Source organism: Streptomyces sp. SGAir0957 (assembly GCF_043523415.1).
Window position 1 is genome coordinate 7033136 of the sequence record NZ_CP027293.1, and the last position, 22488, is coordinate 7055623.

Here is a 22488-nt window from a genome sequence, read left to right on the forward strand (position 1 = left end):
CGTTAGCGTCGGTGGCCACGGCCGGCGCGCGGCCCGTCCGGGACATGGAGGAGCCAGTGGCACAGCAGCGTGAGCAGACGGCGGACGACGCCATGCTGACCCGCATCGGGCAGGCCGTCATGCTGGCGCACGCCGGTGACCGCGAGGAGGCCCGCGACCGCTTCCTCGCCCTGTGGGCCGAGATCGGCGAGGACGGCGACCCGCTGCACCGCTGCACGCTCGCCCACTACCTGGCCGACACCCAGGACGACCCGGACGACGAGCTGGCCTGGGACCTGCGCGCGCTGGCCGCCGCCGACGGGCCCACGAGGGAGCGGCTCGCGGCGCACCAGGAGTCCCTCGCGCTGCGGGCCCTGTACCCGTCGCTCCACCTGAATCTGGCGGCGGACTACGTGAAACTGGGCCGCCCCGGCGCGGCCCGCGACCACCTCGCCCGCGCCTGGTCGGTCATCGGCACGCTGGGCGACGACGAGTACGGCGACGGGGTACGGGCCGCGCTGACCCGGCTGGAGCGCCGGGTGGCGGGGCTGCCGGGCCCGCCGGGGGAGGAGCGCCCCTGAGCCGCCCGGTGCTCAACTCCCGTACGTATCACGGCAGATGACAGCCTGCGGGCTGTCCGGGGCCCAGTGCCCGTACGCCCGGCCGAGGGCGCACACATCGGTGCGGGCGGGCGGCTTCGGAGCGACGGGCCGCGCGGCCGGCCCGGGCGCGGCCCCGCGGGGCGGGGGTTTCGGCGCCGGGGCCGTACGACGCGGGGGCCGCCGCGCTGCGGGCCTGGGCGCGGTGGGCGGCTTCTCGGCGTGCGCGGCCGCGCCGTGCGGGGACCCGGTCTGCGGCTCCCCGGTGCCCGGGGCGGCCGGGGCGTGATGCGGCGCGCGGCCCGTGCGTCTCAGCGCCTCCCGCACCGGGGCCTCGACGAGCGGCCGGCCCGCGTGCCCGTCGGGGCGGGGAGCGGGCGCGGTGACGGGCGGCGAGGGCCGGGCCGGACCGTCCGGGGTCGGCACGCTCACGCATCCGGACGCGGTGGCGGCGAGGACGGCGGCCGCCGTAAGGAGGAGCGCGGCTGAGCGGCATCTACGAAGGTCACGGGGCACGCGGGTCACTGTGGTGGATGGCGGCGGGGCGGGGGGTCGGGAGCGAAGAGGTTGCCCTGTACGGGTGACGGTGGACGCGGAGGGCGCCCCGTATGCTGCCGGGACCGCGAGGCGGGACGACGGACCGGGGCGGTTCCGGGCGGTCCACGGCGGTCCACAGGGCTACAGAGGGGTTCAGGGAATGAAGGTCGGCTGCATCGGACTCGGGGACATCGCGCAGAAGGCCTACCTGCCCGTGCTCACCGCGCAGGCCGGGGTGGAGCTGCATCTGCAGACCCGCACGCCCGCGACCCTCGCGCGCGTGGGGGAGCAGCACCACATCCCCGGGGAGCGGCTCCACGCCGACCTGGACGCGCTGCTCGCGCAGGGGCTCGACGCGGCCTTCGTGCACGCCCCGACCGCCGTGCACCCCGAGATCGTGACGCGGCTCCTGGAGGCGGGCGTCCCCACGTACGTCGACAAGCCGCTCGCCTACGAGCTCGCCGACTCCGAGCGGCTCGTGCGCCTCGCCGAGGAGCGCGGGGTCGGCCTGTCCGTCGGCTTCAACCGGCGGTACGCGCCCGGGTACGCGCAATGCGTCGAGCACCCGCGCGAGCTGATCCTGCTGCAGAAGAACCGGGTGGGGCTGCCCGAGGAGCCGCGCACGATGATCCTCGACGACTTCATCCACGTCGTCGACACCCTGCGCTTCCTCGTGCCCGGCACCGTCGACGACATCACCGTGCGCGCCCGCACGCAGGACGGTCTGCTGCACCACGTCGTGCTCCAGCTCGCGGGCGACGGGTTCACCGCGCTCGGCGTCATGAACCGGCTCAGCGGTTCGACGGAGGAGATCCTCGAGATCTCCGGGCAGGACACGAAGCGGCAGGTGCTGAACCTCGCCGACGTCGTCGACCACAAGGGCCAGCCGACGGTGCGCCGCCGCGGCGACTGGGTGCCGGTCGCACGGCAGCGCGGCATCGAGCAGGTCGTGCTCGCCTTCCTCGACGCCGTCCGGGCGGGCGAGGTGCTCAGCGCGCGCGACGCGCTCGCCACGCACGAACTGTGCGAGCGGATCGTCCGCGAGGTACAGCAGGGCGCCTGAGCAGCCGCCACGCCTCCGCCGCCGCCAGGACCGCGAGCGCCGCCACCGCCGCGTGGACCGGCCAGTCGCCGAACCGGACGTACAGCGTGTCGCCGTGCGCCGTCGGGGCGGTGTAGACGCGGGCCTCGCTCGCCGAGGTCGGCAGCCACGGGCCCGCGCGTCCGCCGTCCGGGCCGTACACCGCGGAGACGCCGGTCAAAGTGGCGTGGACCATCGGGCGGCCGGTCTCCGCGGCCCGGACCGCGGCGAGCGAGGCGTGCTGCGGGGGCGCCCAGCTGTGCTGGAAGGTGGACGTCGACGACTGGGCGAGCAGCAACCGGGCGCCGTCCCGGGTCAGTTGGCGTGTCATGTCGGGAAAGGCCGACTCGAAGCAGACCAGCGGCCCGACCCGCACCACCTCGTCACCATGGCGTACGTCCATGACGACCTGGCGGGTGCCGCGCTTGCGGTCCTCGCCCGCGGCCTTGCCGACCGAGGTCGCCCAGCCGAGCAGGGAGCGCGCGGGGATGTACTCGCCGAAGGGGACGAGCCGCATTTTGTCGTAGCGGTCGCCCGTCGGGCCGTCTGGGCCTATCAGTACCGAACTCTTGTAGATGCCCTGGCCCGTGGCGCCGGCCGCACCGGTGGCCGGGCGGCGCGCGTCCACGTTGACCAGGATGTCCGCGTCGACCGTGCGGGACAGGGCGGCGAGCCGGCGCGCCAGGTCGGGGCGTCCGGCCAGGTCGAAGCCGACACTGCTCTCGCCCCACACCACGAGGTCGACGTCCTTCCCGGCGAGCTGCCGGGTGAGCGCCTCCTCGCGGTCGAACCTGCGCGCGGGGCCCGCGACGATGCCGGGCTGGACCACGGCGACGCGGACCTCCCCGTCCGTCTGCGGGCGCGGCGCCCACGCCCAGGCCGCGCCCGTGACGGCGACGGCGGCGACGAGCCCCGCCACCGCGAACGCACGCGCCCCGCGCGCGACCACGAGCAGCACGATCCCGGTGTTCACGGCCACCACGAGCAGGCTCACCAGCCACACGCCGCCCACCGACGCCAGCCGCAGCGCGGGCACCACCTGCCATTGGCTGGACCCGAGCAGCCCCCAGGGCCCGCCGAGCCCCTGCCAGGAGCGGACCAGCTCCACCATCAGCCAGCCCGACGGCACGGCCACCAGTGCGGCAGCCGCCTGGCCGGGCGTCGGGGCCCCGCGCAAAAGCCTGCGCAGCAGCCAGCCCCACGGCGCCCACAACACCCCGAGCAGCGCGGCGATGACGACCGTGAACACGTTCAGGCTCGGCACCAGCCAGTGGTGCACCGCCAGCATGAAGCCGAGACCGCCGAGCCAGCCGTCGAGCGCGGCGCGACGCGGCGAGCCCGCCGACCGCGCGAGCAGCATCCACGGCACCAGCGCCCCGTACGCCAGCCACCACAGGGACGGCGCGGGGAACGCGAGGGCGGGCAGCGCGCCCGCGAGGACCGCCGCGACGCCGCGCCACCAGGGGGACGAGCCCAGCCGCCGCGACCATGGCCCGCGCCCTTGCTGCATAGGGGTCTTCCTCCCAGTTCGTACCCGACCGGCTCGCACCGCACCGGCTCGCACCGCACCGCACCGGCTCGTACCGCACCGGCTCGTACCGCACCGGCTCGTACGGGGCCGGTGTCGGCACCCGGCGTACCCGGCGGCGGGCGCGGCATGCGTTCAGTGTGCGGGAGGCCGGCGATCAAGGAGAAGGGCGGCGGAGCGGCGGGGTGTCACGCGCCGGTGGCGGCGGCCTCGGGCGCGCGCCGCCACTTCTCGTGGACGGTCACCCGGGACAGCCGCCAGCCGGGCGCCGTGCGGACGAGGTCGAAGGCGTACCGGCCGCCGCACACGAAGTCCGGTTCCGTGCTCTCGCCGGGGAAGCGCATGGGGTTGATGTAGTCGGCCTGGACGTGCGCCGCGTCGCCGATCTCCCGGTCGACGGAGTCGAACCGTACGAGCCGGTTCACGATCAGGTGCTGGCGCATCGGGAACAGCTCCATCGTGGCCGTGAGCCAGCGCGCGATCTCCTCCGCGCTGCCCTCCACGCCGCCCGCGGCCCGGTAGTCGGCGCGGCCGTCCGGCGCGAACAGGGCGCGGTACGCCGCCCAGTCGCCGTCGTCCACGGCCACCGCGTAGCCGGTCACCAGATCGTCGACGGCGAGCCGGTCAAGGACGGTCGCCAGTTCCACACGCTGCGTCATCGGGCAAGTGTCGAGCTCCCGGCGTGCACAGCCAAGGGGCGTGCGTGAGCGCGGCGGAAATCCCCGGGCGGCCGGGCGGATCGCTGTTACGGTCCCCGCATGTCAGCCGAATCGAACACGCCGACGGGCGCCCAGCATCCCGGGCCCGTCACCGCCGACGACGTGGCGCACGCCGTCGACCTCGCCGTGACCGCGCTGCGGGCCGCGCTCGACGCCGACTGGGACGTCCCCGCCGGGTCGCTGGAGTGGACGTGCTGGGAGACCGGCGAGCACCTCGCCGACGACCTGTTCTGGTACGCGGCGAAGATCGGTTCGCTCCGGCCCTCGACCGACGACCGCGAGGTGTTCGGCGCGGCGCGGCGGCGCCCCGGGGGGCCCGCCAACACCATCACCGCCGACCGGGCGGAGGGCCCCGCCGGGCTCCTCCAGGTGCTCCAGGACTGCGGCGGGCTGCTCGCCGCCGTCGCGCGGGCCGCCCCCGCGACCGCCCGCGCGCACCACGTCTTCGGCGTCAGCGACCCCGAGGGGTTCGCCGCGATGGGCGTGGTCGAGACGCTGCTGCACGCGCACGACCTGACGCGGGGCCTCGGTGTGCCCCTCCCGCCGCCGCCCGCCGGCCTCTGCGCCCGCGCGCTGCACCGCCTCTTCCCGGACGCGCCCGCGCCCGAGGACGCCGGACCCTGGCCGGTGCTGCTGTGGCTGACCGGGCGCGGAGACCTCCCGGGGCGGGAACGCGTCGGGACATGGCGCTGGTACGGTGCACCCCGCGCGACATGATCGATCATTTCGGGAGGCCGTCTTGACCCGCTCCGTTCCGCCCCGTCCGCACACACTGATCACCGGCGGCAGCCGCGGCATCGGCGCCGCGACCGCCCTGCGTCTCGCGCGCGACGGACACGACGTCTCGCTCTCCTACGTCCAGGACCAGGGGGCGGCGGAGCGGGTCGCCGAGGCCGTGACCGCGGCCGGGGCCCGCTGCGCCGTCCTGCGCGCGGACACCTCCCAGGAGGCCGACGTCGAGCGGATGTTCGACGAGGCGGCGGAGCGGCTCGGCCCGCTGACCGGGCTCGTGAACAACGCCGGGGTCACGGCCCCGATCGGCCCGCTCGCGGAGGCGAGCACCGAGAGCCTGCGCCGCGTCCTCGACGTCAACGTCCTCGGCGTCCTGCTCTGCTGCCGCCGCGCCGCCCGGGACCTGAGCGCCGCCGGTACGGGCGCGATCGTCAACGTCTCCTCCGGCGCGGCCACCCTCGGCAGCCCCGGCGAGTACGTCCACTACGCCGCGTCCAAGGCCGCCATCGACACCCTCACCCTCGGCCTCGCCAAGGAGCTGGGCCCGGCCGGGGTACGGGTCAACGCGGTCGCCCCGGGCGTCATCGACACCGAGATCCACGCCACGAGCGGCGCCCCCGACCGCGCCGCGCAGGCGGGACCGAACATCCCTCTGCGCCGCCCCGGCCGGGCGGAGGAGGTGGCGGCGGGCATCGCGTGGCTGCTCTCGGCGGACGCGTCCTACACGACGGGCACGGTGCTGAGGGTGGCGGGCGGCCGCTGATCGCTCCGAGCGGAGCGGGCCGGCCGGGATACGGGACGCGCGGCGGATCAGTCCGGTCCGTCGATCTCCGCGTGGACCGCTTCGGCCCATTCGCGCACCAGCAGCTCGTACTCCGTGCGCTGTTCGGCGGAAAGACGCCCGCCGGTGCGCAGCCACAGGCCGCGGATCTGCTCGTTCACCTCGTCGGCAGACCGCACGGAACAGGGCGGGACAGGCGGCATGTGCCAAGGTTACGTGCCACACGACCGATTGTGAACCCTGAGCGAGCGTTCGCATGCGTCAAGTGATCACATGGGCGCCGGAGTTGACGTCGAGTGCGGTGTCAGCAGGGCAAGCCGTTCCGCGTCCGCGGTGCCGGGCTCGGCCGTGTAGACCATGAGGCGGATCTCGTCGCCCGCGACGGTGAGGATGTCGCAGTCCAGGGTCAGCGGACCCACCCCGGGGTGCTCGACCGTCTTGCGGGCCGACTCGTGACGCCCGACCGCCCCGGAGTCCCACAGCCCGGCGAACCGGGGGCTGTCCGCCCGCAGTTCGCGGACCAGGGCGCCCAGACGCTCGTCCGAGGGATAGCGGCCCGCCGTCGCGCGCAGGTCGCCGACCAGCGCCGCCTCCATCGCCCGCCGCGCCTCGGGGCTCTGCCGGACGCGGCCGGGCGGGCCGAGGAACGTCCACCAGACCCCGTTGCGGCCATGACCGCGCCACTGCGGCCGCTCACCCATCAACTCCGTGTAGACCGGGTTCGCGAGGAGCAGCGTCCACGCCGCGTCGAACACCGCGACGGGCGTCCCGGCCAGCCGCCGCAGCAGCCGGTGCACCCCCGGCGTCAGCGTGGCGGGCACCCGCTCGGGCCCCGGCTCCGCCAGACCGGCCAGCCGGAACAGATGCGCGCGCTCGTCGGACGACAGCCGCAGCGCCCGTGCCAGCGCCTCCACGACCTGGTCGGACGGATGGCTGGCCCGGCCCTGTTCGAGCCGCGTGACGTAGTCGGCGGAGATGCCCGCGAGCAGCGCCAGCTCCTCCCGCCGGAGCCCCGCCGCACGCCGCTGCCCGACCGGCGTCAGACCCACGGACTCGGGCGGCACCCGGTCCCGCCACCGCCGCACCGCGTCCCCGAAGGCCGCGTCGGAGCTCGTCGAACGGTCGGATGCGGATCGCGCGCTCACCATGCCCCCACTCTGCACCGGCCGGCCCCGGTCTTCCTGGTACCGGCGGTCCCAGGAAGACCGGACGGCTGGCCCGCGCCGCCGCCCGGACGCAGCCTTGACCCATGACCACGACACTGATCACCGGGGCCAACAAGGGCCTCGGCCGCGAGACCGCCCGCCGCCTCCTCGCCGCGGGCCACACCGTCTACGTGGGCAGCCGCGACGCGGAGCGCGGCCGTCGCGCCGCCGAGGAGCTCGGCGCGCGCCACGTCGTCATCGACGTCACGGACGACGCCTCCGTCGCCGCCGCGGCCCGCACGATCGAGGCCGACGGCGGCCTGGACGTCCTCGTCAACAACGCCGGCATCGAGGGCCGCACCGCCGCCAACGGCATCGTCGCCCCCGCCGACGAGACCGTCGACACCCTGCGCCCGCTGATCGAGACGAACCTCTACGGCACCCTGCGCGTCACCCACGCCTTCCTGCCGTTGCTGCTGCGCTCCACCGCCCCGGCGCCCGTCATCGTGAACGTCAGCAGCGGTCTCGGCTCGATGGCCCTGGTCACCGACCCCGCCACCCCCGCGTACGGCTATCCGGGCATCGCCTACCCGGCCTCGAAGACGGCCGTGAACATGCTGACGGTCCAGTACGCGAAGGCGTTCCCGCGGCTGCGGATCAACGCGGTCGAGCCGGGCTTCACCAAGACCGACCTCAACGGCAACACCGGCGTGCAGACCGTCGAGGAGGGCGCCGAGATCATCGTGCGGATGGCGCGGCTGGGACCGGACGGGCCCACGGGCGGCTATGTCGACGCGCACGGCCCCGTAGCGTGGTGAACCCGTCGGTCCCGACGGCGGGTCAGCCTGCCGACTCCGCCGCGTGCGGCGACAGCACGCCCATGCTGACCAGGACGAACAGGGCGATGCCGAGCGCGATCCGGTAGTACACGAACGGCATGAAGCTCTTCGTCGAGATGAACTTCATCAGCCAGGAGATGACCGCGTAGCCCACGCCGAAGGCGATGAGCGTCGCGAAGATCGTCGGGCCCCAGGAGACGTGGCCGCCCTCGGTCGCGTCCTTCAGCTCGAAGACGCCCGACGCGAGCACCGCGGGGATGGCGAGGAGGAACGAGTACCGGGCGGCCGACTCGCGGGTGTAGCCGAGGAAGAGGCCGCCGCTGATCGTCGCGCCGGACCGGGAGACGCCGGGGATCAGCGCCATCGCCTGGCAGACGCCGTAGATCAGGCCGTCCTTGACGGAGAGGTCCTTCAGCTCCTTGCGGCTGCGGATGGCGCGGTGCTTGCCGCCGGTCTCGTCGCGGGCCGCGAGCCGGTCGGCGATGCCGAGGACGACGCCCATCACGATGAGCGTCGTCGCGGTCAGCCGCAGGTCGCGGAACGGGCCCTCGATCTGGTCCTTCAGCGTCACCCCGAGCACACCGATCGGGATCGAGCCGACGATCACGAGCCAGCCCATCTGGGCGTCGTGGTCGCCGCGCATCGTCCTGTCGGTCAGCGAACGGAACCACGCCGAGATGATCCGCGCGATGTCCTTGCGGAAGTAGATGACCACCGCCGTCTCGGTGCCGAGCTGGGTGATCGCCGTGAAGGCGGCGCCCGGGTCGCTCCAGCCCGCGAACGCGGCGGTCAGACGGAGGTGGGCGCTCGACGAGATCGGGAGGAACTCCGTCAGTCCCTGGACGAGGCCGAGAATGAACGATTCGAACCAAGACATGGGGAAGAGGCGATCCAGGGTGCGGGCGGAACCGGCCGCGAACGCGGTCCGGACAGGACTTCGCGCTCCCCGGCACCTTCGGCACGGGTGTGCGCGGGGGCAGCGTAGCGCCCGAAAGTGACGGGACCCCCACGGGGGCCGCTCACGTCCCGCTCTTTTCCTCCACCTCGTCCTCCGCCTGCGCGGCGAGGAGCGTGTCCCCGGCCGGTGAGCGGTAGTACAGGACCGAACGCCCGGCCCGTCGCCGCCGTACGAGGCGCGCGTCGAGCAACACCTTCAGATGGCGCCCCACGGAACCGAGGCCCTGGCCGGTCAGCGCCACCAGCTGGGTCGTCGTGAGGGGCCGGCCGAGCAGGACGAGGACCTGGGCGCGGGCCGTGCCGAGCAGCGTGGCGAGGCCCGCGGGCGGCGCCGTCCGGCCCGCGTCGGCGAGGGCGCCCGCGCAGGGGTAGACCACCGCGTACCGGTCGGCGGGCTGCGGCCAGGAGACCCAGCCCTGGTGCGGGGTGACGGGGATGAACAGCAGGGCGGCCCCCGAGACGTCCCGGGGCGGGTAGTCGTGCGCGTTGATCCGCAAGCGGCCCCCGCCGAGCCAGCGCATCGCGGGCCGCATCCCGCCGAACGCCGCCGCCCAGCCCCCGACGGTCAGCTCCCGCGTCCGCGCCACCACATCGGCCTCGACGATCCGGCGCCGACGGTCCCAGTCCGGCCGCACGGTCTCCCGCCATGTCCACTCCAGGAGGGCGGCCATGCGCGCGGCGAGGTCGTCGGCGCGGGCCAGGGGGCCGGGCAGCGGGCCGCCCGAGGCGACGGCCAGATCGGCCCGCACGACAGCGGGCGGCGTGGCCCGGATCTGCGCCAGACCGGCGGCCAGATCGAGGCCGGGCTCCCCGCGGGGGGTGGGCGTGACGAAGTCGGCGATCCAGGACGCGCCGAACGCGGTGTCCACCAGGAGCGCCGTCACCGGGTCCGCGGCCAGCCGCGCCCGGTACGCGGGCAGATACGCGTCCAGCCACGCCCGCTCACCCGGATGCGCCGCCCGCGGATCCGCCAGCTTCTTCAGACTCGCCGTCACCTCGGCGAGCTGCGACACGACGAACCGGCTCCCGGCGAGCGTGTCGGCGTCGACCTGCCAGACACCCATGCAACCACCTCCCCGCGTACCCGGCCGGGGGCGCCACCTTTCGCCCCACCGCGAAACATTAACCAGCCCTCCCCGCCGCCCCGCAGCCTGCGCCCATGCGTACCTACCGTCAGCTGTTCAGAGCCCCGGAATACCCGCCCTTCTTCTTCGCCTGCTCGGCCCAGGTCGCCGCCCGGACGGTCGCGGGCCTCGCTCTCGGCTCGCTCGTCTACGCGTCCACCGGTTCCGCGCTGCTCTCCGCGCTCGCCATGTTCGGCCCCGCGCTCGCGCAGGTCGTGGGCGCGTTCACGCTGCTGTCGGCCGCGGACCGGCTGCCCCCGCGCGCCGCCCTCGCCGGACTGCCGCTGCTCCTCGGCCTCGCCACGGCGGCGCAGGCGGCACCCGGGATGCCCACGGCCCTGGCGCTCGCCCTCGTCCTCGCCCAGGGCGTGCCCGCCGCGCTCGGCGGCGGTGTCCGCTACGGCCTGCTCACCGACATCCTCGACCGGGACGGCTACCTCATCGGCCGCTCGGTCCTCAACATGAGCACCGGCTTCTGCCAGATCCTCGGATACGCGCTCGGCGGCCTCCTGGTCCAGGCCCTCTCGCCGCGCGGCACGCTCCTGATCGCCGCCGCCCTGTACGGCCTGTCGGCGGTCGTCGCCCGCTGCGGTCTGACCCGGCGCCCCGCGCGCGCGGCGGGCCGCCCGTCCGTCGCGGAGACCATGCGCGGCAACGCGCTCCTGTGGTCCTCGCGTCCGCGCCGCTACGTCTACCTCGCCCTCTGGGTGCCGAACGGACTGATCGTCGGCTGCGAAGCCCTGTTCGTCCCCTACGACCCCGGGCACGCGGGGGTGCTGCTCGCGAGCGCCGCCCTCGGCATGCTCGCCGGTGACGTCCTCGCGGGCCGCTTCCTGCCGCCGCACTGGCGGGCCCGGCTCGGCGCGCCCCTGCGGCTGCTCCTCGCCGCGCCCTACCTGCTGTTCGCGACGCGGCTGGCCCTGCCCGTCGCCGCGTTCGCGGTGGCCCTCGCCTCCGTCGGCTTCGCGGCGAGCCTCCTGCTCCAGGAGCGCCTGGTCGCCCTCACCCCGGACGAACTCAGCGGCCACGCCCTCGGCCTGCACACGGCGGGCATGCTCTCGGCGCAAGGCGTGGCGGCGCTCCTCGCGGGCGCCCTGGCCGAGGCCACCTCGCCGGCAACGGCCATGACGATCCTGGCGGCCGTCTCCCTGGCGGTCACGCTCACCCTCGCCCCGGGGCTGCGCGCGGCGGAGCGCCCGAAGCGTCCGGAGGACCCGGAGAACCCGAAGCGTCCGCAGCACCCGGAGCCCCCGGAGCGTACGACGCGTCCGCGGGAGAGCGGAGTGGATCAACTCCCTCCGCCTTGTTGACCCCCGTCGCCCCGCCCGCTTAGCGTCTAAGCCGGGGAGAAAGCGCTTGCTAAGGCAACGCCCCAGGCCCTGTCACCGCACCCCGATGGAGTGTTGATCGCGCCCATGCGCAGCACACCCGAACCAGCACCCTCCGCACCCCGCACACGCTCAGGACCCCGCACCCACCGACTGAGAGCCGCCGTCATCGGCACCGGCGGCATCGCCCGCGGCAGCCACCTTCCCGCGCTGAGGGAACTCGCCGCCGAAGGCGAGGTGGAGGTCGTCGCGGCGGTCGACATCGACGAGGACGCCGTACGCCGCTTCTGCGCGGACGGCGACGTCCCGCACCCGTACACCGACCTCGGGCGGATGCTCGCCGAGCAGCGGCCCGACCTCGTCTCCGTCTGCACCCCGCCCACCCTGCACCGCGAACAGACCGTCGCCGCGCTGGAATCGGGCGCCTGGGTGTGGTGCGAGAAGCCGCCGACACCGTCCCTGGCGGAGTTCGACGCCATCGAGGCGGCCGAGGGCGCCGAGGGCGGCCCGTACGCGGCGATCGTCTTCCAGCACCGCTTCGGCTCGGGCGCGCGGCACGTCCGCGACCTGCTCGCCAAGGGCGAGGTGGGGCGCCCCCTCGTCGCCCACTGCCAGACCACCTGGTACCGGGACACCGCCTACTACGCCGTGCCGTGGCGCGGCCGTTGGGCCAGCGAGGGCGGCGGCCCCGCCATGGGCCACGGCATCCATCAGATGGACCTGCTGCTCGACCTGCTGGGTCCGTGGTCCGAGGTGCGGGCCATGACCGGCCGGCTCGTGCACGACGTGGAGACCGAGGACGTCTCGACCGCCCTCGTACGGTTCGCGAGCGGCGCGATGGCCACCGTCGTCAACAGCGTCCTCAGCCCCGACGAGGTCAGCCGCGTCCGGATCGACTGCGAGCGCGTCACCCTCGAACTGACCCATCTGTACGGGTACGGCAACGCCGACTGGACCGTCACCCCCGCCCGCGACGTGCCCGCCGATCTGGCGTCCGCCTGGCGCGACTTCGGCCCCGACGTGCCCAGCTCCCACCTGGCTCAACTGCGCGCACTCGTCGCCTCCATCCGCGCGGGCGAGCGCCCCCGCGGCAGCGGGCCCGACGGGCGGACGAGCCTGGAGCTGATCGCCGCGCTCTACAAGTCCGCGTTCACCGACGCCACCGTCCGGGCCGGTGAGATCGGCCCCGGCGACCCGTACTACACCGCCCTGCACGGCGGCGCCCCCGGCTGGGCGCCCATCCAGGAGGCCGCTGCCCATGAGTGAGACCCTGCGCGTCGTCCACGCCCACGGCGACCGGATCACCGTCACCGAACCCAGCACGGGGGTGGAGCTCTTCGCCTATGTCTACCGACCGGAAGCGGCCTGGGAGGCGCCCAAGCCGTACCTGCACCCGATCAGGACGCTGAGCGGCGACGTCGTCACCGACTACCGGCCCAACGACCACCGCTGGCACAAGGGCCTGCAGATGACCGCATCCCACCTCTCGGGCCAGAACCTGTGGGGCGGCAACACCTACGTCCACGGCGAGGGGTATCTCGCGCTGCCCGAGCGGGTCGGGTCGATGGCCCACGCCGGCTTCGACGAGGTCCGCGCGGACGAGGCCGGGCTGACCCTCGCCGAGCGCCTGACCTGGCACCCGTACGACGGGGAGCTGTGGGCCGACGAGGAGCGCCGCATCGAGGTGCGCGACGTCGACCCGGCCGCCGGGTCCTGGACGCTGACCTGGACCAGCGCCGTCACCAACCGCCGCGCCGAGCCCCTGCGGTTCGGCAGCCCCACCACGCACGGGCGCGAGATGGCGGGCTACACGGGCCTGTTCTGGCGCGGCCCGCGCGGCTTCCGGGACGGGCGCGTCCAGACCGCCGACGCCGAAGGGCCGGGGGTGATGGGGACGCAGGCGCCCTGGCTCGCGTACAGCGCCGAGCACGACGGCTCCGACGGGCACGCCACGCTCGTCTTCGAGCACGCCCCGGAGAACGATCACGCGGGGGAGCCGGGCGCGCATCCGGCGCACTGGTTCGTGCGCAGCGACCCGTTCGCCGCCGTGGCGCCCTCCCTCGCCTTCTTCGACGAACTCGTCCTGGAGCCGGGCGCCACCCTCACCCGCCGCTACCGCGTCGTCGTCGCCGACGGCGCCTGGGAACGGGACGAGATCGCCGAGTACCTCGCGGAGCACCCGTGGTGACCGGCGCGGACCCGGCCGCGGGCTTCACCGGGCTGCCCGGCGGCGTGGCCGTGTCGCACCTGTCCGTCTACGACTGGCCCGCCGCCGACGGCCTGTGCGGCGGCACCCCGCACCTGCACCTCACGTGCAGCGAGGGCTACGTCGTCACGGGCGGCAGCGGCGCCGTCCAGACGCTCACCGCCACCGGGTTCCAGGAGACACCGCTCGCCGCGGGCACGGTCGCCTGGTTCACGCCCGGCACCATCCACCGGCTCGTCAACGAGGACGGGCAGTTGCGCATCGTCGTCCTCATGCAGAACAGCGGGCTGCCCGAGGCGGGCGACGCCGTGCTCACGCTGCCGCCCGAGTACCTCACCGACCCCGACACGTACGCCGCCGCCACGGCCCTGCCCGCCGACGCCCCCGAGGCCGAGCAGGAGCGGGCGGCACGGGCCCGGCGCGACCTCGCGATCAAGGGGTACCTGCGGCTGCGCGAGGAACCGGGCGAACTGGCGGCCTTCCACGAGGCGGCCGCCGCGCTCGTCCGGCACCGGCTCGACGCCTGGCGCACCCGGTGGGAGCGGGGCGCCGCCGCCGCGGCCGCCACGACCGGACACCAGCTCGACCGGCTCGCGGCGGGGGACACCGGGCATCTCGCCCAGGCGGTGGTGCGGTCCGGGACGCCGTCCGCGCGGGGCAGGTTCGGGATGTGCGGACGCCTGAACGTGTACCGGACCGACTAGGCCCGGCCCCCGGGGCTAGACCTTGGCGCGCAGCTTGTGCCGCTTCAGCCACGCCACCAGCGCGCCCGCCACGGCCGTGACCGTGATGAAGCCCATCGCGATCAGGAACGCGGGCGAGGTCGGCGTCGAGGCGCGGGCGCCCGCCACCACGTAGGCCGCCGTGTTGGGAATCGATCCCAGCGCGGTGGCCAGGAGGAACGCCGGCCAGCTCATCCGGGAGATGGACGCGCAGTAGTTGGCCGCCCAGAACGGGATGCCGGGGAAGAGCCGGGCCGCCAGCATCGAGCGGAAGCCGTGGCGGCTCAACTGGCCGTCCGCCGCCTTCAGCCAGCGCCCGCGCAGCAGGGGCCGCAGCGCGTCCTGGCCGAGCATCCGGCCGAGCCCGAAGGCGAGCCCCGCCCCGAGCACGGTCCCGGCGATCGCCCCGAGGAGCCCGAGTTCGGAGCCGAACAGGGCGCCCGCCGCGAGGTTCAGGAGGGGGCGCGGCATGAACGCGACCGTGCACACCCCGTACGCCACGGCGAACAGCACCACCGCCGCCGCGCCGCCCACCTCGGCCCGCCAGCCGCCGGACAGGTACCGCTGCGGCTCGAAGAGCAGCACGCACGTCGCGCCCGCGGCGAGCAGCGCCACAAGCAGCGCGAGTCTCGCCCAGGGCGAGAGCAGGACGCGGGTGCAGCGCGCGGCCAGGCCGGCGGGACGGGCGGCTACGGTTTCGGACATCCGGGGAGACTAACCGACCCGCACATAAGATCGCCGTAGGTTGTATCTCACTTTTGCCGCGCTTCTCCCCGCGGTTCCGGGCCCGTTCCGCTCCGCTCCGGACCCGGGAGGCGCCGAGGGAGGAGCCCCGTGTCCGTCGCCGCGCCGCCGCCCAGCGCCTTCGCCGACACCGTGCTGACCAGGCTCGTCGACGTCTACGGCGGCGCCGCGGACCCGGAACGGGCCGCACGGATGCGCGCGTACATGAAGGACGTCGCCCCCTTTCTCGGCCTCCCCACGCCCCGGCGGCGGGAGTTGAGCAAGAAGGTGCTCGCGGGAACGCCGCGGCCGGACGAGACGGATCTCACCGCCGTCGCGCTGCGCTGCTGGGAGCTGCCCGAACGCGAGTACGCGTACTTCGCCGTCGACCTGCTGCGCCGGCACGTGCCCCGGCTGTCGTCCGGGTTCCTGCCCGTCGCCCGGCAGTTGGTCGTGACCGTGCCGTGGTGGGACACGGTCGATCTGCTCGCCGCGCACATTGTGGGCGGCCTCGTCGCCGCCGACCCGGCGCTCACCGCCGACATGGACGCCTGGATCGGGGACGACCACCTCTGGGTCGCCAGGACCGCGCTCCTGCACCAGCTCCGCTACAAGGAAGCGACGGACACCGAGCGGCTGTTCGCCTACTGCCTGCGCCGGGCCGGGCACCCGGACTTCTTCGTCCGCAAGGCGATCGGCTGGAGCCTGCGCGAGTACGCGAAGACCGACCCCGACGCCGTACGGGCTTTCGTCGCCGCGCACCGCGACGCGCTCGCGCCGCTGTCGGTGCGCGAAGCGCTCAAAGCGGTCGGTTAAAACCATTCGACGCGAGGCGGCGCGTCGGCGATGATCTGCACATGTTCCGGCACGCCTTTCTCGCAGCTCCGTCCGCGGTCGCGGACGCTGCTCAGGCTGCCGTCCTCCTCGCGGCAGCCGTCGACGGCGCGCGAAGCTGACCCTCTCCGGACAATCCGCCGGACCCCGCAGGGGGAGGGTCGGCCCGGTCCAGGGGTCCCCGCCTCCCGCACGCGCCGGAGGCCCTCGCGTGTCCGGGTACGCCTCCCCGTACCTCGGACGTTCCGGAAGGAACCACCCCAGCCATGCCCAAGACGGCATACGTGCGCACCAAGCCGCACCTCAACATCGGCACCATGGGCCACGTCGACCACGGCAAGACCACCCTGACCGCCGCCATCACCAAGGTCCTGGCCGCGCGCGGCGCGAGCACCTTCGTGCCGTTCGACCGGATCGACAAGGCGCCCGAGGAGGCGCGGCGCGGTATCACCATCAACATCGCGCACGTCGAGTACGAGACGGACACCCGCCACTACGCCCACGTCGACATGCCGGGGCACGCCGACTACATCAAGAACATGGTCACCGGCGCGGCCCAGCTCGACGGCGCGATCCTCGTCGTCTCCGCGCTCGACGGGATCATGCCGCAGACCGCCGAACACGTCCTGCTCGCGCGGCAGGTGGGCGTCGACCACATCGTCGTCGCGGTCAACAAGGCCGACGCGGGCGACCCCGAGCTGACCGACCTCGTCGAGCTGGAGGTGCGCGAACTGCTCTCCGCGCACGGCTACGGCGGCGACTGCGTCCCCGTCGTCCGGGTCTCCGGGCTCAAGGCGCTGGAGGGCGACCCGCGCTGGGTCGCGTCCGTCGAGGCGCTGCTCGACGCGGTGGACACATACGTCCCGATGCCGGAGCGGTACGTGGACGCGCCGTTCCTCCTGCCGGTCGAGAACGTGCTGACCATCAGCGGGCGCGGCACCGTCGTCACCGGCGCCGTGGAGCGCGGCCGCGTCCGCCTCGGTGACCGCGTACGCCTGTACGGGGCCGGGGCGGGCAAGGACGCGGAGACCGTCGTCACCGGCCTGGAGACCTTCGGCAAGCCGATGGACGAGGCGCAGGCCGGGGACAACGTGGCACTGCTCCTGCGAGGCGTCCCCCGGGACGCGGTACGGCGCGGACATGTCGTCGCGGAGCCCGGCAGCGTCCGGCCCGCCCGGCGCTTCACCGCGCGGGTGTACGTCCTGTCGGCGGCGGAGGGCGGCCGCACCACGCCCGTCGCCACCGGCTACCGGCCGCAGTTCTACCTGCGCACGGCCGACGTCGTCGGGGACGTCGACCTCGGCGCGGCGGCGGTCGCCCGGCCCGGCTCCACCGTCACCATGACGGTCGAGCTCGGCCGCGCCGTGCCGCTGGAGTCCGGGCTCGGCTTCGCGATCCGCGAGGGCGGCAGGACCGTCGGCGCGGGGACGGTGACGAGCGTCTCGCAGGACGTGTGAGAAAGGGGGTGCGGCCGGGACCCGGCCGCACCCCGCTGAACCTTCCCGAACGCACGCAACCGACCGTCGCCCGAACCGAAGGGCCGGGTTCCCGCCGATCCCCGGCAGAATGGGCACGTGAACGCGCCAAGGCCCGCACCGGATCCCGACTCCGTCCCGGACGACCCCGAGCCGATACCCGTGAGCCGCGCCGTCGACCACGGGTTCGCCAAGCTGATGCCCGACGTCGACCGGCGGCGGGCCTGGCTGCTGACCGTGGACGGGGCACCGCAGTCCTACGTCGACCTCGACGAACCGGCCCACCTGGAGTTCGAGTACGCCCGGCGGCTCGGCCACGTCATCGACTGCGCGGCGCCCGACGGGGAGCCGCTGGACGTGCTGCACCTGGGCGGCGGGGCCTGCACGCTCGCCCGGTACGTCGCCGCGACGCGGCCCGGGTCCCGGCAGCACGTCGTCGACGCGGACCGGGCGCTGCTCGGCCTGGTCGCGGAGCACCTGCCGCTCCCGGCCGGGTCCGGCATCTCCGTGCACGGCGCCGACGCCCGGCAGTGGCTCGCGGGCGCGCCGGACGCCTCGGCTGACGTCCTCGTGGCCGACGTGTTCGGCGGCTCCCGGGTGCCCGCGCACCTGACGACTCAGGCGTACGCGCGCGAGGCGGACCGGGTGCTGCGGCCGGGCGGCATCTACCTGGCCAACCTCGCGGACGGGGCCCCTTTCGGGTTCCTCCGCTCCCAGCTGGCCACGTTCCGCGCGGTGTTCGCGCACAGCGCGCTGATCGCGGAGCCGGGCGTGCTGCGCGGCCGCCGGTTCGGCAACGCCGTGCTGGTCGCCTCGCGGCGCGAGTTCGACGTGGCGGAGCTGGCCCGGCGCACGGCGCGTGACGCGTTCCCGGCCCGGGTCGAGCACGGCGAAGGGCTGCGCCGTTTCGTCGGCGGCGCGAAGCCCGTCACGGAGGCGGACGCGGTGCCGTCGCCGGAGCCGCCGGACGGCTCGTTCAGCGTGGGGTGAGGCCGGCTTCCTGCCGGGTCTCGTCGCCGGACGCCACGATCTCCGTCGTGGCGCGGCGGCGCAGATTGCGTACGTCCGGCACGAACAGGACCGCCGTCGTCGCCAGGACGACGAGCGCCGCGCAGCCCCACAGCGACCCGGTGCGGCCGAACGCCGACTCGGCGGGGCCCGCGAGCGCGGTGGCCAGCGGCACCATCGCCACCGAGCCGAACCAGTCGTAGGCCGAGACGCGGGACAGCTTGTCCTCGGGGATCTCCTGGTGCAGGGCGGTGATCCAGGAGACGCCGAAGATCTCGATGGTGACGCCGCTGACGAACATCACGGCGATGAGGACGCCGAGGGGTACCGGGACCGCGAGCGCCGCCGAGGGCAGGGCCAGCGAGAACACCGAGAGCGTCGCGGCGAACAGCAGCCGCTGCGGCTTCCAGCGCATCATCAGCAGGCCGCCGAGGATCGTGCCGACGCCGAACGCGCCGAGGGCGATGCCCCAGGGGCCGGCCCCGCCCAGCTCGTCGCGCGCGACCAGCGGCCCGAACACCGACTCGGCCGCGCCCACCACCGCGACGACCACCGAGAACTGGGCGACGATCGTCCACAGCCAGGGCCGCCCGACGAACTCCTTCCACCCGTCGCGCATGTCGGAGAGGAGTCCGCTGCCGGGCACCCGGGGCGCGATGCGGCCGACGTCCAGGAACATCCGCAGGCCGCCCGCGACCGCGAACGCCGCCGCGTCGAAGGCGAGCACCCAGCCGGGCCCGACAGCCGCGACCATCGCCCCGCCGAGCGCGGCGCCGCCCACCGCCGCGCCGGACATCCCCATCCGGAACAGGGCGAACGCGCGGCTCGCCTGCTCCCCGGAGACGGACGCCATGAGCATGCCCTCGGCCGCCGGGTTGAAGAAGGCCTGGCCCGTGCCGCCGAGCGCGCTGAGCGCCAGCATCTGCCACAGCTGCGGATCGCCGTGGAGCACGAGGAGGGCGAAGGCGCCCTGGGAGAGGAAGTTGAGGCCGTTGGCCGCGACCATCACGTGGTGGCGCGGCAGGCGGTCCGCCACCGCGCCGCCGACCAGCAGGAACACCACCAGGAACAGGGTGCGCGCGGCGGCCACCAGGCCCACGTCGCCGCCGTCGCCGCCCGCGTCGAGCACCGCGAACGTGGACGCGATCAGCGCCCCGTGCGCGCCGAGCGTCGTGATGAACGAGGCGACGGCGAGCAGCGTGTAGTTCTTCCCGGCCCACGCGGGACGGCGGCGGCGCGGGTTCTCGGGCACGGGGGGCGGGGAGGCGGCGGCGGAGGTCACTGAGGGACTATCGCCGCCGCACGCCCCATCTGCCAAACCGTTTCGCCGGCCAGCGCCCCCGGAGCTGTACGAATGCCCCCGGAGCTGTACGAATGCCCCCGGAGCTGTACGGACGCACCGTCCGGTCAGGAGGCGGTCGGGTCCTTGTAGTAGCGGACCGAGCCGAGAATCTTGTCGATCGTCGCGTCGTCCAGCTCGTCGTCGACGCCCTTGGCGCCCCACAGGTCGAAGGAGACGAAGTCGCCCGCCCCGTTCTGGAAGGCGAAGACGACCGCCTTGCCGTCGCTGGCGCACTTGCCCTTCTGCGGCGTGTTCTCCGAGGTCGCCTTGATGAGGCTGCCCTTGACGCCCTGGCCGTTGGTGAAGTCCTCGGCCTTGCCCACCTTCACCGACTTCAGGTCCGGCTCGGTGTACCCGCCGTAGATCCACCACGGGACCCGGTTCTCGGCCGCCTGCGCGGCGGTCTTGGCGCCGTCCTCGCCCCGCGTGCCCGCACCGGCGAGGGAGGTGTCCTCGTCGCGCCCGTCCTTGTCGGAGTCCTCCGAGCACCACTTGGACTTGAACTCGGCGGGAGCCGACACGGTGGTCATGCCGTGCTCCTTCTTGCCCTTCTTGTCCTTGTAGTCGTACTCGAACCCGATGATCTGGTCCGAGCCGCCGGGGCTGACCTCCCAGCCGGGCGGGACGTCGAAGACCGTCTTGTGCTTGACGTTGACCACGGGCTGCCATCCGGCGACGACCGGCTGGACGGCGGCGTCGGAGCCGCGCGGGTTGTCGCCGCCGGGCGTGGAGGCCGAGACGCTCGGCGACGGGCTCGCGGACCGCGAGGCGGCCGGGTTCTTCTTGTCGCCGTCCTTGGCCTCGTCGTCCTTGTCCCCGCCGAGCACCAGGAAACCGGTCACCCCGGCCGCGACGACGACGGCCGCCGCGGCGACGATCGCGACGATCTTCGTGCGGTTGTCCTTGCCACCGCCCTGCGGCGGCTGCGGCGGACCGAGCGGAGTCGTCGGCGCGTTCCACCCCTGCTGCTGCGGCTGCTGCTGGTACGGGTTCGGCTGCTGGTACCCCGGCTGCTGATAGGGGTTCGGCTGCTGATACCCGGGCTGCTGGTACGGGTTGGGTGCCGGCGGGTTGCCGGGATGGTTCGGCTGGTTCGGGTCCTGCGGGTTCTGCTCGCCCCCGGGCGGCTGCTGTCCTGGCCACATGGCCGTAAACGATAGAGGGTCCTGGGGTGCGCGAGGTCCGCGGCCGGTACCGGACGTGCAACGGTTTCGCGCCATCGCGGAGGATGGCCAAGCTTGCTACCGATGGGTAACATGCGCGCCATGAGCGCAGAGCAGATGTCCGTCGGCGAGATGCTCGCCGCCACGGTGCCGATGGCCCGCACCCTGAACCTCGACTTCCTGGAGACCACCCCGGACAAGGCGGTCGTCGCACTGCCGGACCAGGCGGATTACCACAACCACGTCGGCGGCCCGCACGCCGGCGCGATGTTCACGCTCGCCGAGTCCGCGAGCGGCGCCATCGTCCTCGCCGCCTTCGGTGACCAGCTCTCGCGGGCCGTGCCGCTGGCCGTCAGCGCGGAGATCGCCTACAGGAAACTGGCCATGGGCCGGGTCACCGCCACGGCGACCCTCGGCCGCCCGGCCGCCGAGGTGGTCGCGGAGCTGGACGCGGGGGAGCGCCCCGAGTTCCCGGTGACGGTCGCGATCCAGCGGGAGGACGGAGCCGTGACGGGCGAGATGACCGTCGTGTGGACCCTGCGCCCCAACGGCTAGGGCGCTCGTCCTGCGGATGCGGTGTCCCGGGTGAGCCCCCATGCTGGAGGCAACGGCTCGAACCGAGGAGGCCGACCATGTCCGTGATGGACAAGCTCAAGCAGATGTTGAAGGGCCATGAGGACCAGGCCGGCAAGGGTGTCGACAAGGCCGGTGACTTCGTGGACGACAAGACCCAGGGCAAGTACAGCAAGCAGGTCGACATGGGTCAGGACAAGCTGAGGGACCAGTTCGGCAACGAACAGAAGTAGTCCGCGCCGCCGGTCCCCGCGGGACTCCCGCGACAGGCCCCACCGTGCACACGGTGGGGCCTGTCGCGTGGTGAGGCATCCTTCACGGCCGCCCCGATGCACCTTTTCGGTCTCAGCCGCGTCCTACGGAGCAGGTAGGCTGCCCGGCGTGCGCGGCCAGAGGGGGAGCGCACGCCGGTCACACGGTTTTTCGGTACGGGAGGCGACCGCGTTGCACGTCCAGGAATGGCTCGACACGATTCCGGCGGTCGCGATCTACGCGCTGGTGGCCGGGGTCATCGGCCTCGAAAGCCTGGGCATCCCGCTGCCCGGCGAGATCGTCCTCGTCTCGGCGGCGCTGCTGTCCTCGCAGCACGGCGACGTCAACCCCGTCGTCCTCGGCGTCTGCGCCACGGCCGGCGCCGTCGTCGGCGACTCCATCGGGTACGCGATCGGGCGCAAGGGCGGCCGCCCGCTCCTCGCCAAGCTGGGACGCAGGTTCCCCAAGCACTTCGGGCCCGCCCACATCGCCACGGCGGAACGGTCCTTCGACAAGTGGGGCATGTGGGCCGTCTTCATCGGCCGCTTCATCGCGCTGCTCCGCATCTTCGCCGGACCGCTCGCGGGCGTCCTGCACATGCCGTACTGGCGCTTCCTGATCGCGAACGTCCTCGGCGGCATCGTGTGGGCCGGCGGCACGACCGCCGTCATCTACTACCTGGGCATCGTCGCCGAGGACTGGCTGAAGCGGTTCTCGTACGTGGGCCTCGGCCTGGCCGTGCTGTTCGGGCTCGGCTCGATGCTCTTCATGAAGCGGCGCGCGGCCAAGGTCGCCGCGGAGTCCCCGGCCGAGCCGGAAGCGGTCCCGGCCGGGGAGTGAC

25 protein-coding genes are annotated in these 22488 nt (G+C 74.1%); 15 read left to right on the top strand and 10 right to left on the bottom strand.

Annotated features, from left to right (window positions below; genetic code table 11):
- Positions 1-44 precede the first annotated feature (44 nt).
- Positions 45-560 carry a hypothetical protein gene (locus C1N81_RS36735; RefSeq protein WP_394435698.1) on the top strand — a complete coding sequence of 172 codons (516 nt, stop codon included), beginning with the start codon at positions 45-47 and terminating at the stop codon, positions 558-560.
- A gap of 12 nt (positions 561-572) precedes the next feature.
- On the opposite strand, the gene C1N81_RS36740 is transcribed toward C1N81_RS36735, so the two are convergent.
- Positions 573-1010, bottom strand: a complete 438-nt coding sequence (locus C1N81_RS36740; protein WP_394435699.1) for a hypothetical protein — start codon at positions 1008-1010, stop codon at positions 573-575.
- 265 nt (positions 1011-1275) lie between these two features.
- Between C1N81_RS36740 and C1N81_RS36745 the strand changes: the two genes are divergently transcribed.
- Positions 1276-2178 carry a Gfo/Idh/MocA family protein gene (locus C1N81_RS36745; RefSeq protein ID WP_394435700.1) on the top strand — a complete coding sequence of 301 codons (903 nt, stop codon included), beginning with the start codon at positions 1276-1278 and terminating at the stop codon, positions 2176-2178.
- Here C1N81_RS36745 and lnt read toward each other — a convergent pair.
- Together lnt and C1N81_RS36755 are read right to left on the bottom strand one after the other, a co-directional pair.
- Positions 2105-3706 (bottom strand): apolipoprotein N-acyltransferase, encoded by a 1602-nt coding sequence (gene lnt / locus C1N81_RS36750; protein WP_394435701.1) that lies wholly within the window; start codon positions 3704-3706, stop codon positions 2105-2107. The two genes, C1N81_RS36745 and lnt, sit on opposite strands and share 74 nt — an antisense overlap.
- A gap of 206 nt (positions 3707-3912) precedes the next feature.
- Entirely contained in the window at positions 3913-4383 is a 471-nt protein-coding gene (locus C1N81_RS36755; protein WP_394435702.1) for a nuclear transport factor 2 family protein, read from the bottom strand.
- Positions 4384-4482: 99 nt separating this feature from the next.
- On the opposite strand from C1N81_RS36755, the gene C1N81_RS36760 reads away from it, so the two are divergent.
- Both C1N81_RS36760 and C1N81_RS36765 read left to right on the top strand, forming a co-directional pair.
- On the top strand, positions 4483-5160 hold the full coding sequence (locus tag C1N81_RS36760; protein WP_394435703.1) for a maleylpyruvate isomerase N-terminal domain-containing protein: 678 nt from the start codon (positions 4483-4485) through the stop codon (positions 5158-5160).
- A 22-nt stretch (positions 5161-5182) separates the two neighbouring features.
- On the top strand, positions 5183-5938 hold the full coding sequence (locus C1N81_RS36765) for an SDR family oxidoreductase (RefSeq protein ID WP_394435704.1): 756 nt from the start codon (positions 5183-5185) through the stop codon (positions 5936-5938).
- Between the two features lie 47 nt (positions 5939-5985).
- Here the strand turns inward: C1N81_RS36765 and C1N81_RS36770 are convergent, their stop codons facing one another.
- Both C1N81_RS36770 and C1N81_RS36775 read right to left on the bottom strand, forming a co-directional pair.
- The gene (locus tag C1N81_RS36770) at positions 5986-6159 is read right to left on the bottom strand and encodes a hypothetical protein (RefSeq protein WP_394435705.1); all 174 of its coding nucleotides are present in this window, start codon (positions 6157-6159) and stop codon (positions 5986-5988) included.
- A gap of 66 nt (positions 6160-6225) precedes the next feature.
- Positions 6226-7104, bottom strand: coding sequence for a helix-turn-helix transcriptional regulator (locus C1N81_RS36775; RefSeq protein WP_394435706.1), 879 nt, complete (start codon positions 7102-7104; stop codon positions 6226-6228).
- Between the two features lie 101 nt (positions 7105-7205).
- Between C1N81_RS36775 and C1N81_RS36780 the strand changes: the two genes are divergently transcribed.
- Positions 7206-7919 carry an SDR family NAD(P)-dependent oxidoreductase gene (locus tag C1N81_RS36780; protein ID WP_394435707.1) on the top strand — a complete coding sequence of 238 codons (714 nt, stop codon included), beginning with the start codon at positions 7206-7208 and terminating at the stop codon, positions 7917-7919.
- A 22-nt stretch (positions 7920-7941) separates the two neighbouring features.
- Here the strand turns inward: C1N81_RS36780 and C1N81_RS36785 are convergent, their stop codons facing one another.
- Complete coding sequence (locus tag C1N81_RS36785) at positions 7942-8817, bottom strand: undecaprenyl-diphosphate phosphatase (RefSeq protein WP_394435708.1); 876 nt, start codon at positions 8815-8817, stop codon at positions 7942-7944.
- A 142-nt stretch (positions 8818-8959) separates the two neighbouring features.
- Positions 8960-9961, bottom strand: coding sequence for an ArsR family transcriptional regulator (locus C1N81_RS36790; RefSeq protein ID WP_394435709.1), 1002 nt, complete (start codon positions 9959-9961; stop codon positions 8960-8962).
- Positions 9962-10056: 95 nt separating this feature from the next.
- Here C1N81_RS36790 and C1N81_RS36795 point away from each other — a divergent pair, with 95 nt between their 5' ends.
- From C1N81_RS36795 to C1N81_RS36810, 4 genes are all read left to right on the top strand, one after another.
- The gene (locus C1N81_RS36795; RefSeq protein ID WP_394435710.1) at positions 10057-11331 is read left to right on the top strand and encodes an MFS transporter; all 1275 of its coding nucleotides are present in this window, start codon (positions 10057-10059) and stop codon (positions 11329-11331) included.
- A 105-nt stretch (positions 11332-11436) separates the two neighbouring features.
- Positions 11437-12615, top strand: coding sequence for a Gfo/Idh/MocA family protein (locus tag C1N81_RS36800; RefSeq protein ID WP_394435711.1), 1179 nt, complete (start codon positions 11437-11439; stop codon positions 12613-12615).
- Entirely contained in the window at positions 12608-13537 is a 930-nt protein-coding gene (locus C1N81_RS36805) for a DUF6807 domain-containing protein (RefSeq protein WP_394435712.1), read from the top strand. The genes C1N81_RS36800 and C1N81_RS36805 overlap by 8 nt, the downstream gene beginning before the upstream one ends.
- The gene (locus C1N81_RS36810; protein WP_394435713.1) at positions 13531-14259 is read left to right on the top strand and encodes a cupin domain-containing protein; all 729 of its coding nucleotides are present in this window, start codon (positions 13531-13533) and stop codon (positions 14257-14259) included. Before C1N81_RS36805 ends, C1N81_RS36810 begins: the two co-directional genes overlap by 7 nt.
- 15 nt (positions 14260-14274) lie before the next feature.
- On the opposite strand, the gene C1N81_RS36815 is transcribed toward C1N81_RS36810, so the two are convergent.
- Entirely contained in the window at positions 14275-14982 is a 708-nt protein-coding gene (locus C1N81_RS36815) for a TVP38/TMEM64 family protein (protein WP_394435714.1), read from the bottom strand.
- A 129-nt stretch (positions 14983-15111) separates the two neighbouring features.
- Between C1N81_RS36815 and C1N81_RS36820 the strand changes: the two genes are divergently transcribed.
- The 3 genes from C1N81_RS36820 (at position 15112) to C1N81_RS36830 (ending at position 18299) form a co-directional block, all read left to right on the top strand.
- Complete coding sequence (locus C1N81_RS36820; RefSeq protein ID WP_394435715.1) at positions 15112-15816, top strand: DNA alkylation repair protein; 705 nt, start codon at positions 15112-15114, stop codon at positions 15814-15816.
- A 284-nt stretch (positions 15817-16100) separates the two neighbouring features.
- The gene (gene tuf / locus C1N81_RS36825; protein WP_394435716.1) at positions 16101-17291 is read left to right on the top strand and encodes an elongation factor Tu; all 1191 of its coding nucleotides are present in this window, start codon (positions 16101-16103) and stop codon (positions 17289-17291) included.
- A gap of 216 nt (positions 17292-17507) precedes the next feature.
- Positions 17508-18299, top strand: coding sequence for a spermidine synthase (locus C1N81_RS36830; protein ID WP_394438474.1), 792 nt, complete (start codon positions 17508-17510; stop codon positions 18297-18299).
- Here C1N81_RS36830 and C1N81_RS36835 read toward each other — a convergent pair.
- Positions 18286-19599: an MFS transporter gene (locus C1N81_RS36835; RefSeq protein WP_394435717.1), complete on the bottom strand. Its 1314-nt coding sequence runs from the start codon at positions 19597-19599 to the stop codon at positions 18286-18288. The genes C1N81_RS36830 and C1N81_RS36835 overlap by 14 nt on opposite strands.
- A gap of 125 nt (positions 19600-19724) precedes the next feature.
- Positions 19725-20804 (bottom strand): hypothetical protein, encoded by a 1080-nt coding sequence (locus C1N81_RS36840; protein WP_394435718.1) that lies wholly within the window; start codon positions 20802-20804, stop codon positions 19725-19727.
- Positions 20805-20924: 120 nt separating this feature from the next.
- Between C1N81_RS36840 and C1N81_RS36845 the strand changes: the two genes are divergently transcribed.
- From C1N81_RS36845 to C1N81_RS36855, 3 genes are all read left to right on the top strand, one after another.
- Complete coding sequence (locus tag C1N81_RS36845) at positions 20925-21377, top strand: DUF4442 domain-containing protein (RefSeq protein ID WP_394435719.1); 453 nt, start codon at positions 20925-20927, stop codon at positions 21375-21377.
- 77 nt (positions 21378-21454) lie between these two features.
- Positions 21455-21628, top strand: a complete 174-nt coding sequence (locus tag C1N81_RS36850) for an antitoxin (protein WP_394435720.1) — start codon at positions 21455-21457, stop codon at positions 21626-21628.
- A gap of 211 nt (positions 21629-21839) precedes the next feature.
- A complete protein-coding gene (locus tag C1N81_RS36855; RefSeq protein WP_394435721.1) occupies positions 21840-22487 on the top strand; it encodes a DedA family protein in 648 nt (215 codons plus the stop codon).
- Position 22488 lies beyond the last annotated feature (1 nt).

Bases quoted from the DNA above. Each gene is read 5' to 3' on its own strand.
- C1N81_RS36735 (WP_394435698.1), top strand. From the start codon at position 45: ATGGAGGAGCCAGTGGCACAGCAGCGTGAGCAGACGGCGGACGACGCC.
- C1N81_RS36745 (WP_394435700.1), top strand. From the start codon at position 1,276: ATGAAGGTCGGCTGCATCGGACTCGGGGACATCGCGCAGAAGGCCTAC.
- lnt (WP_394435701.1), bottom strand. From the start codon at position 3,706: ATGCAGCAAGGGCGCGGGCCATGGTCGCGGCGGCTGGGCTCGTCCCCC.
- C1N81_RS36755 (WP_394435702.1), bottom strand. From the start codon at position 4,383: ATGACGCAGCGTGTGGAACTGGCGACCGTCCTTGACCGGCTCGCCGTC.
- C1N81_RS36760 (WP_394435703.1), top strand. From the start codon at position 4,483: ATGTCAGCCGAATCGAACACGCCGACGGGCGCCCAGCATCCCGGGCCC.
- C1N81_RS36770 (WP_394435705.1), bottom strand. From the start codon at position 6,159: ATGCCGCCTGTCCCGCCCTGTTCCGTGCGGTCTGCCGACGAGGTGAAC.
- C1N81_RS36775 (WP_394435706.1), bottom strand. From the start codon at position 7,104: ATGGTGAGCGCGCGATCCGCATCCGACCGTTCGACGAGCTCCGACGCG.
- C1N81_RS36780 (WP_394435707.1), top strand. From the start codon at position 7,206: ATGACCACGACACTGATCACCGGGGCCAACAAGGGCCTCGGCCGCGAG.
- C1N81_RS36785 (WP_394435708.1), bottom strand. From the start codon at position 8,817: ATGTCTTGGTTCGAATCGTTCATTCTCGGCCTCGTCCAGGGACTGACG.
- C1N81_RS36790 (WP_394435709.1), bottom strand. From the start codon at position 9,961: ATGGGTGTCTGGCAGGTCGACGCCGACACGCTCGCCGGGAGCCGGTTC.
- C1N81_RS36795 (WP_394435710.1), top strand. From the start codon at position 10,057: ATGCGTACCTACCGTCAGCTGTTCAGAGCCCCGGAATACCCGCCCTTC.
- C1N81_RS36800 (WP_394435711.1), top strand. From the start codon at position 11,437: ATGCGCAGCACACCCGAACCAGCACCCTCCGCACCCCGCACACGCTCA.
- C1N81_RS36805 (WP_394435712.1), top strand. From the start codon at position 12,608: ATGAGTGAGACCCTGCGCGTCGTCCACGCCCACGGCGACCGGATCACC.
- C1N81_RS36815 (WP_394435714.1), bottom strand. From the start codon at position 14,982: ATGTCCGAAACCGTAGCCGCCCGTCCCGCCGGCCTGGCCGCGCGCTGC.
- tuf (WP_394435716.1), top strand. From the start codon at position 16,101: ATGCCCAAGACGGCATACGTGCGCACCAAGCCGCACCTCAACATCGGC.
- C1N81_RS36830 (WP_394438474.1), top strand. From the start codon at position 17,508: ATGCCCGACGTCGACCGGCGGCGGGCCTGGCTGCTGACCGTGGACGGG.
- C1N81_RS36840 (WP_394435718.1), bottom strand. From the start codon at position 20,804: ATGTGGCCAGGACAGCAGCCGCCCGGGGGCGAGCAGAACCCGCAGGAC.
- C1N81_RS36845 (WP_394435719.1), top strand. From the start codon at position 20,925: ATGAGCGCAGAGCAGATGTCCGTCGGCGAGATGCTCGCCGCCACGGTG.
- C1N81_RS36850 (WP_394435720.1), top strand. From the start codon at position 21,455: ATGTCCGTGATGGACAAGCTCAAGCAGATGTTGAAGGGCCATGAGGAC.